This is a genomic window from Bifidobacterium xylocopae (assembly GCF_003315615.1).
Lineage (GTDB): Bacteria > Actinomycetota > Actinomycetes > Actinomycetales > Bifidobacteriaceae > Bombiscardovia > Bombiscardovia xylocopae.
The window spans coordinates 1-8,396 of record NZ_PDCH01000024.1 but is presented as its reverse complement, the minus strand read 5'-3'; the positions used below and the strand labels follow the sequence as shown (position 1 = coordinate 8,396).

The following is an 8,396-nucleotide window of genomic DNA, read 5'->3' as shown; positions in this document are numbered from 1 at the left end:
TCGCAGGACACCGGCTTGACCTTCGTGATGGCCTTGACGGCCCGCTGGTAGTCGCTCACGGTCTTGGCGTCGGCCACCTGGCCGGCCTGCACGTCTCGTGCGCCGGCCGCCCGCTTCGACTCGCCGGAACGCATGGCCCTGGTGACATGCAAGGACGCCGTCCGACAGTCAGCCACCGACTGCCTGTGCCGCCGAGCGTTCCATGTAGACAACCCCCAGCCGCCGGCGCACAAGGCCAGGACGACAATCACCGAAGCCGGTATGATCCACTTCTTCCCCGGATGTTTTAACCAGACTCCCCTATGATCTCCCATGATCTTTTACACTCCTCTGTTGTGTGGTCCAGCTTGACCTGTCTAGCTCACGTCCGGTTCTTTTTGACCATGAAGCATGCTAAATTCAGTCATGTGTAAACCCACTTCCTTACCTTTAGTGCGTGCACGATGGTCTGGCTTCTTGGCGGAACGGCAGCCCATCACAAATGCACGGTTCGGTTTTGCACAAATCCCCAGTCTTAGGACTGGGGATTTTCATACCAACCAGTAACACAAGAGAGAATATCACAGTTACTACACATTCTGTCAATAATGACATCTTTATCGTTGATATTAAGCGTTTTTTTGTCTTTTTAGAGTTTTTTGATATGCTTATCTCTTGAAGGTAGACTTGTAGCCAATGGCTCGGGTTCACTCTTCCTGGCGACCTGTCGACAAGGCCGCCATCCTGGTAGTACGGCAGTGGATGCGGCAAACCCACCCGAAAACTACCATGTCCGATATAGCTGCGCTCACAGAACGCTCATACCAGAAGGTGCAGCGCCAATTTTCATTTACCGGTACACCCCTGAGCCTTGCCGACTTCACCTTGATTTGCTCATATTTTGGCAAGGATGTAGAAACCGCCTGGCTGGAAGTCATTGCATCGTCATTCGGTGACGCTGCAGACGCGGACAAAGAGGCGTACCTTCGCCGGATCCGGCTTCATTCTGACATTATCCACCTTGTAGAGGCCTACTCAAACGATGAATCATTGGTAGACCCCCCCCCCCCGGAGATTAGATAATCAATTCCCGCCGGTGATTCCGGTCTCGTACTCGTTGCTGTCCGAAAAATACCCCCGTGTTATTCGGATGGCTGACTTTGCGCTATTGTTATTCGTGGTAAGGAAACAAAAATCCCCGCCGTTGTCAGGACGGCAGGGATTCAAATAATCAGTTTGCAATAAGAGAGTTTACCACACGATGAATAGTTCCGCCACAGACTGGACCAGATTAAAAGGGCAGCGCAGACTGTACCTCATGAGCGACTTCTGCCAGTTCTCCCTCCCCTACTCAGACCCCGGCGACGTTGCGGAATGGGTCAGACAAGGCAGGGACCATCTTTACGTCGTAAGGCCACTTCGCCTACCCAGCAGCGACGGCAGTCTTCGCTCCATCTGGCTTCACGGAAAGATCGGCCGGCTGCTGCTCATCTGGCTATCAACGCAAGTCGTAAGGGCAAAGCACAACAGCTCGGATCCGGTTATCACCCTTCCGAAAAGCGAAGCTCAATTCAAACGTGAGCTCGGACTGCGCGACACTGGCGGACAGACCAATATAGCGAACTTCCGGAGACACTTACAAGCCCTAGCAGGCTACTCCATGACGGTGAGCGAGCAGCACAACTCGGGAGACCAGCATAACCTCAGCGTTGAGAACAGCATGCTGATCGACAAGGCCGATTATTCCTGGAAGGCAAGCGGGAGCGATACAACGGCGCAGATCCAGCTCAACCCCGCAACGTGGCAGCGGATGAAAACGGCAAGCATCCCGCTCGACGCCGAAATCATCGAAGTCCTATCAACCAAGGGCAAAGGCCAGGAGATAGACATATACGCCTGGCTGAGCCGCACCGTTTTCGGCCTGCGCCACGATCCCCAGGCCGAGATAACCATCACATGGGAACAATTAGAAAGACAATTCGGAGCCCAATACTCAAGAGCGGATAACTTCCGGCAATTCTTCAAACAAGCATTTGAGCATGTCGCGGTGTTCTGGCCGGGAGGACTGCACTTTGAATGGGTCCCGCGAACGGGATTACGACTGATGCACTCACGGCCGAGTGTCCATCCTAAGAGCAAATAACAGCGAACAGCCCGCCAACTTGGCGGGCTTTATTTTTCCCACCGACCGAGTTATCCACTGGTATATTCTAGGGAAACCGCACTGGTATATTCTAGGGAAAGTCAGGGTTATCCACTGGTATATTCTAGGGAAACCACTGGTATATTCTAGGGAAAGTCAGGCTTTTTTGGCGGAATTGCAACGTTTCTGGCTGCCACTAGATGTAGTTATTACTATAGCTATTACATGTATTACGGGGCTGCCGCCCCATACCCCGCCGAGCTGGATCAGCTCGACCATTCCTGCTGCCGCGCGTTTTCCGAGCGCTACGCGCCCGGAAAACGCTTGCCCCTGAATAAATGGCAAACAGAACCCATTCATCACTAGATTAAATAGCTATATATATATATAGTGATACTACTGTATAGAGTATGTGTAGTAGTACTACTATATAGTATATATGTGTGGTAGTATTACCGTATGGCAGCACTACGGAAGGATAGCCATGATAATTACGATAGCCAACGCGAAAGGTGGGGTTGCCAAGACCACTAGCGCAATCTACCTGGCGTGTGCGGCAAGCAAAGATGACCAGCAGGTGACCGTCCTGGATGCTGATATCCAATCGTCCGCAAGCCTCTGGGCTGACACGGCCGAGACCGAAACCCCACTGCCCTTCCGGGTTGATGCGGCAAACCTCTCGACGTTCAACCGACTACACCCGTCTGCAGCTGATTGGGTAATAGTGGACGCGGCCCCAGCAGACAAGATTATGACCGCCGCCATCGGAGTGAGTGACTTCGTAATCATTCCCACCTCAGACTCGCCAATGGATCTGCAGCAGGTTTGGGCGATGATCTCCGCTATCCCCGAGGACACTCCCACGGCGGTCCTCATAGCCAAGGCACAGCCGAGGACCACGGCCTTCCATGAAACAGTGGAGGCGCTTAAGGGCCAAGGTGTGATGACCCTGGAGGAGCACAAGGAGGCAGGTACAATAGCCAACGTCATGAGGTTCTCAACCGCAATCCCCTTGCGTCAGGACATCAAGAAGGCACTGGGTACGACCCCGCCACACCTCTACGAATACACCGAACTCTACCTCGAAACACTGCAAATTAAGGAGTATCTAGGACTATGACCGCCATTAAGAGCAAAGCCTACTCACCGAATCTCAGACCCAAAAAACCGGCCACGGTAAAAGAGATCTACAGAGACGAGCCGGAAACGCAATCAGCCGCAGAACAGAGAATCACCACATCGATCAAGATGACGGCCTCTCTTCGCGAAGCGGTAAAGACGTATGCATTCTTTCACCACACCACCATGGGTGATGTCATGGAAGAGGCGCTAAGGCAATGGCTCAAGGAGCATGAGAAGTAGTACTGCAGTACGGATAGCAATACGTACTCCTGTACGTGCTCCTATATGTACCGATAGTCGTACTTCTTTATGTGTATCCTGACGTATTCCCATATGTACTGCTATATATACATCTGTGCAATGAAGGACTTGACCGAAGTAGTGTAGTAGGGTAGTGTAGTAGTACGGTAGTACTACTACACTACTGGTATTAATCTAGCCCTGTTCGTGAGCCAAGCACGAAACAGACAGGCCGAAAGGTAAGAGATGACCATACCAACGGGCGATTTGACCTACAAAGCAGGTAATTTGGTTTCGACGCCGAGGAAAGTGCGATTCCGAGATGCCGACGACCCGGACACGTATATAGAGAAGATATACATGACTGTAGCCGTGGACCATGAAAATGGCAGTACGGAGTTTGTCGAGTTCGAGGCCACGGGCATGACCAAGCTCTTCGTTGAGGCCCAGGCGGCGGCGCTGGCCAGCGGGCGGCGACCCCTGGATAAGGGGCGGTTCGTAATCGGAGCCGGGAGGTTGGTGCAGCGGCAGGGGAAGGTGGGCAAACCCGGAAAGCCCCTCTTGAAGCTAAGGTTGTTCGCGGCTCAAACCAGCTACGACTACAGGGCTCTAGACTGGGATTATCTCAAGACCGAGGAGGGGAAGTGATGGACAGCCGTGAGAAGCTGGTGCAGGAGAGCGTCCACTCGATCGAGATGGAGGGGGGGCACGTCAGCGCCCAGGCTCGACATGACGCCCAGCTATATGCCGCAGGAGCCCTCGACGCGGACGAGTTCGTGCGTCGGACGAGGCATCGGTATGGGCTTGATGCATGACCGTTGAGGATCCCTATCTGATTCCTGGCACGGATGTCCTGCGGAACCTGGTCGGCGCCACGGACCGGGCCATGCTCGACGCAGCGGAGAGTGACCTGGTGCTGGCCAGGTTGACCCAGTTCTGGCAGGACCCGCCTGAGGCTGCAGGAACCGTAGAGCAAATGCAGGAGATCCATGGGTTCCTGTTCCAGGATGTCTACGATTGGGCCGGCGAGCTCAGGACCATCAACATCAGCAAATCCGGCCTTTTCCAGCCGGTCGAGTATTTTCCGCAGGCCATATCCTATGCGGAAAATACCCTCCTGGAAGACAATATGCTGAAAGGGCTCGATAAATCGAGTTTCGTGTCCAGGCTGAGCCTTCATTTCGACGACTTCAATACGCTCCACCCGTTCCGCGAAGGCAACGGCCGGACGCAGCGTGTGTTCTGGAGCCTGGTGGCGCATGACGCCGGATGGCAGATTGACTGGACCCAAATATCGAAAGCAGAAAACATCAAGGCGTCCAGGGCGGCGATGCTGCATGGCGACCGGGGGCCGCTTGAGAAGATGTTTGGCAGGGTGACGGTCAGCAGGGAAGCGCTGGCGGAGGGGGAGCGGATCGACAGGCTCGTGGGGGCCTCCCATGCCCGGCGGTCGTCGAGGGTAAACCTGCAGGTGCCCCACAGGGAAGCCGCACGTAAGGAAGGACGGTCGAACGGACCGGGCGGGCTGAGCAGATATGAGTAGATAAGCCTGGCAGGATTCCTGGGTAAGGGATTCGGGGGAGTGGGAGTGGAAGCCGGTATCCGCTTATACCCGAGCGGTGCTGTTTTGGAAACGACCGTTTTTGCGACAGGTTCAGCCGGAGGGTGAGTCTGCGCCCTTTTGGGGCGAAAAGCGTTCTGAAACCCGTTTCAAAATCAATGTACAATTTATATCGTTCGCACATGAGTTTTGGAAGTCTGGAGATCTGGATGTTGATCGGATACGCCCGGGTGAGCACCTTGGAGCAGAGGGAGGATCTGCAGGTCGATGCGCTCAAGGCCGCCGGCTGCGATAGGTGGTATGTGGATCATGCCTCCGGGGCGAAGGCCAGTCGTCCGGAGCTGGACAGGATGTTCGAGGTCCTGCGGCCGGGGGACGTGGTCGTGGTCTGGAAGCTGGATCGGCTGGGGCGTAGCGTCCAGCATCTTGTGGATGTGATGGTTCGCCTGCAGGGTATGGGGGTCGGCTTTCGGTCGTTGACCGAGCAGATGGACACCACGACGCCGGGTGGGGTCCTGGTGTTCAACGTCTTTGCCGCCATGGCGCAATTCGAGCGTGATCTGATCAGGGAGAGGACCAACGCAGGCCTCAAAGCAGCGCGGGCCCGTGGGCGGGTAGGGGGGCGAAGGCGCAAACTTGGTTCAAGCGACGAAGCCATGATCAGGCAGCTGTACGATTCGGGGAGCGTGACTGTGCAGGAGATCGCCGGCCGTTTCGGCGTTTCCAGGGGCACGATCTACCGTACGATCGCAAGGACTTCGAAGGGGTAGGGGGAAGGCCCCGCCCGATCAAAGGGTTATGCCCGAACACCGGAATGAAATCGCCAACCAAGTGGCATTGATCGCCTGCCCGCGCAAGTTCTCTGGGCTTTGAAATGCAAGCTGTGTCCGTATGTTACGGGGCACTGGAAACGAACCGATTCCCCTGCGTGTGTCATACTATTGTGTTCTATTTTTGTGATATACTTTAGCCATGGTAAAAGATCGTGGCATTGAATGGAAGGACGCGGCCGCAAAGCATGACTACACGCTCGATGATGTGTTGGATGCGGCCAGTCATGTAGTGCGAATCCGCCGTTACCGGGAGCGAGGCGAGGAATATGTGCGGTTTATCGGCGAGCATCACGGGGATCCCTTGGTGCCACGGTTGGAAGTAATCATGAAACTAACGGCCCGGAATGAAATCGTCGTCTTCCATGTCGAAGCTGAGACCGACGGTTTCATGGACAGGACTTGAACCAAGGGACACGGAAATCCGCTAGGAGGAACAGTGAACGAAAACGAAGGCGAGATGGAGTGGCGTTGGGACGATACCAAGGCCGAGGAGGCGACGGGCGCTGAAGCGCAGAGGATGATGGATGGGCTGCTGGCGCGGGCCGCTGGTGTGCCTACAGCCACACGCGAGGAGGCGGTTGACGTTATCATGGGCCGCCCACATGTGGGGGAGAAGCGGGAAACGGAGGTGCTGCATGTGCGTGTCCCCAAGGCTTGGGTGGCGCAGATCGACAGGACGGCCGGCGGTGAGTCGCTCTCCCGCTCTGAACTGCTTCGCCGACTGATAGGCGGTGGATTGCAACGGACGCAGGCGTGATCTGAGGCCTTGCGTGGATCCAGCTCGGCGTGGTTTGCGTGCGGGGCTGCCGCCCCACACCCCGCCGAGCTGGATCAGCTCGACCATTCCTGCTGCCGCGCGTTTTCCGGGCGCTCCGCACCCGGAAAACGCTTGCCTCACACTGCTGGCCTGCACGGGTGGTGGTCGGCCGTGCTTCTCTTGTGCCTTGTCCGGTACGGAGGGTGCGGGTGGCCGATGCACCCGGGGGCTCCGCTGGTTGTGGTCGGATCAGCGGTATCTGGAGTACAGGTCCTGGAAGGCGCTGTCGCTGCCGCCGGCGCGGACCGAGGCTATGTCGGCCTTGACCTGCTTCTTGAGCTCTTCGAGGCGATGCCGGTCCGCTGGGGTGAGAGAGGGGTCCTGGAGCAGGTCGATCAGGTGGTCCTTCCGCCGTTCCATGAGGGCCTTGATATGAAGGTGGCGGTCCCTTACCTCGTCGTGGTCCTCGAAGCCGTAGCCCCTGGGACGCATGCTCACGTCCTGGGCGTCGTCGTAGTGGGTCATGCGCCTGAGGATAGCAGTGTGCGCGCGGGTGGGCTTCTGGCGTAAGCGGTCCGACTGCTGTCTAGCGAATTAGACATAGCGCATATAGTATGCTATACTGTAGTTGTGGCCGCACGGTGCGGCCCTTCAGCCCAGGAGGTTGGTATGGCTGCTTACTTAGATGCCGCGCTCAGCGCGGTGGCAGATTACATCAAAAGGGACTGTGATCTGGGGGACATGCCGTGCTCGCAGGAGCTGCTGGATGATGCCGCAGCTGCGTTGCGGGAGGCGGCGAGGCGTGCCCTGGTTGAGGACGGGCATGAGGCTGGGGAGCGTGAGGTCGAGGAGGCCACGGGTGTATGGGAGGGCTGGGACGAGAGCATGGTCTCGGCGGTGGACGAGCAGATCGAGGAGCACCGGTCCGAGTGGGCGTCGAGGGTGGATGGCCTGATGACCGCCTGCTGGCTGGAGGGTCAGGCCAAGGTCGGCGACGTCGTCGTGACTCCTGATAGTGAGTTTATCCCTGGCCGGCCGTCCGACCGGCAGGTGCGTGGCTGGCCGGCCAGCCGGGCGTGGTATGTGACTGTCAGCGCCCCCGACGGGTGCGAGGAGGTCTGCCGGCAAGGAGAGGTGTCGTCCTGGGGTGGTGTCCTGGCGGAGGCATTGCGGGCGCAGGAGGACTACGACGGCCGCCGCCGCCGGGCCAAGCGCTCCGTCCGGGATCGCAGGATCGAGGCGGAGAAGCGCGTCCGGCTGGCCGAGGACGCCCTCAAGGAGGCGCAGGAGGGGCTGGCCGGGGCGCTCGGTGCCACCGGTGGCCTGGACGGCCTGGACGGCCTCCGGTCCTGCCGGTCCCTGATCGCGGACCTGGAGGTACGCAAGGAGCGGGCTGTGATGGAGCGGGACGCCATGATCAGGGCCATCAGGCCGTCCGACCGGACGGGTGTCGCGGAGATATGCTCCGCCGCAGGCATCTCCAGGCCGCGCTACTACCAGATCAGACAGGCCGGCGCCTGACGGGTCCGTCGCCGCAGGTGGTTGTCGTACACGCATCGCGATGGCATGGGAACGCCCATACCCTGATTGGGTATGGGCGTTCCCATGCCGGCGATCAACGGGGGGGGGGGCGACGGACGGAGGGGCCCTATGGTCCCCTCCGGCTGTTTCCCGCCGGCTCACACCCCATCCGGGGTGTGGGCCTCGAAGGGTTGGTTGTCGGACCCCGTGACCATGCCACCAGGCCGCTGCGCGTCAAGC

At 57.9% G+C, this 8,396-nt stretch carries 12 protein-coding genes; 10 read left to right on the top strand and 2 right to left on the bottom strand.

Features of this window, described 5'->3' with window-relative positions; translation table 11 throughout:
• Positions 1-251 (bottom strand): hypothetical protein (locus CRD59_RS07875; RefSeq protein ID WP_161522319.1); only part of this gene is annotated, 251 nt, incomplete at its 3' end.
• A 1,046-nt stretch (positions 252-1,297) separates the two neighbouring features.
• Here CRD59_RS07875 and CRD59_RS07425 point away from each other — a divergent pair.
• The 9 genes from CRD59_RS07425 to CRD59_RS07390 all read left to right on the top strand — a co-directional run bounded on the left by CRD59_RS07425 (position 1,298) and on the right by CRD59_RS07390 (position 6,635).
• Complete coding sequence (locus CRD59_RS07425; protein ID WP_161522318.1) at positions 1,298-2,122, top strand: replication protein RepA; 825 nt, start codon at positions 1,298-1,300, stop codon at positions 2,120-2,122.
• Between the two features lie 484 nt (positions 2,123-2,606).
• Positions 2,607-3,242 carry a ParA family protein gene (locus CRD59_RS07420; protein ID WP_113854052.1) on the top strand — a complete coding sequence of 212 codons (636 nt, stop codon included), beginning with the start codon at positions 2,607-2,609 and terminating at the stop codon, positions 3,240-3,242.
• The gene (locus tag CRD59_RS07415; protein WP_113854051.1) at positions 3,239-3,484 is read left to right on the top strand and encodes a hypothetical protein; all 246 of its coding nucleotides are present in this window, start codon (positions 3,239-3,241) and stop codon (positions 3,482-3,484) included. Before CRD59_RS07420 ends, CRD59_RS07415 begins: the two co-directional genes overlap by 4 nt.
• Before the next feature lie 246 nt (positions 3,485-3,730).
• A complete protein-coding gene (locus CRD59_RS07410) occupies positions 3,731-4,132 on the top strand; it encodes a hypothetical protein (RefSeq protein ID WP_113854050.1) in 402 nt (133 codons plus the stop codon).
• A complete protein-coding gene (locus CRD59_RS08010; RefSeq protein WP_161522317.1) occupies positions 4,132-4,299 on the top strand; it encodes an antitoxin VbhA family protein in 168 nt (55 codons plus the stop codon). Before CRD59_RS07410 ends, CRD59_RS08010 begins: the two co-directional genes overlap by 1 nt.
• Positions 4,296-5,027 carry a Fic/DOC family protein gene (locus tag CRD59_RS07405; RefSeq protein ID WP_113854049.1) on the top strand — a complete coding sequence of 244 codons (732 nt, stop codon included), beginning with the start codon at positions 4,296-4,298 and terminating at the stop codon, positions 5,025-5,027. Before CRD59_RS08010 ends, CRD59_RS07405 begins: the two co-directional genes overlap by 4 nt.
• Positions 5,028-5,227: 200 nt before the next feature.
• Positions 5,228-5,815, top strand: coding sequence for a recombinase family protein (locus CRD59_RS07400; protein WP_456236478.1), 588 nt, complete (start codon positions 5,228-5,230; stop codon positions 5,813-5,815).
• 202 nt (positions 5,816-6,017) lie between these two features.
• Entirely contained in the window at positions 6,018-6,281 is a 264-nt protein-coding gene (locus CRD59_RS07395) for a hypothetical protein (RefSeq protein WP_113854047.1), read from the top strand.
• A gap of 33 nt (positions 6,282-6,314) precedes the next feature.
• The gene (locus CRD59_RS07390) at positions 6,315-6,635 is read left to right on the top strand and encodes a hypothetical protein (protein WP_113854046.1); all 321 of its coding nucleotides are present in this window, start codon (positions 6,315-6,317) and stop codon (positions 6,633-6,635) included.
• Positions 6,636-6,884: 249 nt separating this feature from the next.
• Here the strand turns inward: CRD59_RS07390 and CRD59_RS07385 are convergent, their stop codons facing one another.
• Positions 6,885-7,160, bottom strand: a complete 276-nt coding sequence (locus CRD59_RS07385) for a hypothetical protein (protein ID WP_113854045.1) — start codon at positions 7,158-7,160, stop codon at positions 6,885-6,887.
• A 144-nt stretch (positions 7,161-7,304) separates the two neighbouring features.
• Between CRD59_RS07385 and CRD59_RS07380 the strand changes: the two genes are divergently transcribed.
• Positions 7,305-8,156, top strand: coding sequence for a hypothetical protein (locus CRD59_RS07380; RefSeq protein ID WP_113854044.1), 852 nt, complete (start codon positions 7,305-7,307; stop codon positions 8,154-8,156).
• The last annotated feature ends 240 nt before the right edge of the window (positions 8,157-8,396 follow it).

What these genes read in the sequence shown, in the direction of transcription:
- CRD59_RS07425 (WP_161522318.1), top strand. Translation starts at nt 1,298, where the DNA reads ATGAGCGACTTCTGCCAGTTCTCCCTCCCCTACTCAGACCCCGGCGAC.
- CRD59_RS07420 (WP_113854052.1), top strand. Translation starts at nt 2,607, where the DNA reads ATGATAATTACGATAGCCAACGCGAAAGGTGGGGTTGCCAAGACCACT.
- CRD59_RS07415 (WP_113854051.1), top strand. Translation starts at nt 3,239, where the DNA reads ATGACCGCCATTAAGAGCAAAGCCTACTCACCGAATCTCAGACCCAAA.
- CRD59_RS07410 (WP_113854050.1), top strand. Translation starts at nt 3,731, where the DNA reads ATGACCATACCAACGGGCGATTTGACCTACAAAGCAGGTAATTTGGTT.
- CRD59_RS08010 (WP_161522317.1), top strand. Translation starts at nt 4,132, where the DNA reads ATGGACAGCCGTGAGAAGCTGGTGCAGGAGAGCGTCCACTCGATCGAG.
- CRD59_RS07405 (WP_113854049.1), top strand. Translation starts at nt 4,296, where the DNA reads ATGACCGTTGAGGATCCCTATCTGATTCCTGGCACGGATGTCCTGCGG.
- CRD59_RS07400 (WP_456236478.1), top strand. Translation starts at nt 5,228, where the DNA reads ATGAGTTTTGGAAGTCTGGAGATCTGGATGTTGATCGGATACGCCCGG.
- CRD59_RS07395 (WP_113854047.1), top strand. Translation starts at nt 6,018, where the DNA reads ATGGTAAAAGATCGTGGCATTGAATGGAAGGACGCGGCCGCAAAGCAT.
- CRD59_RS07385 (WP_113854045.1), bottom strand. Translation starts at nt 7,160, where the DNA reads ATGACCCACTACGACGACGCCCAGGACGTGAGCATGCGTCCCAGGGGC.
- CRD59_RS07380 (WP_113854044.1), top strand. Translation starts at nt 7,305, where the DNA reads ATGGCTGCTTACTTAGATGCCGCGCTCAGCGCGGTGGCAGATTACATC.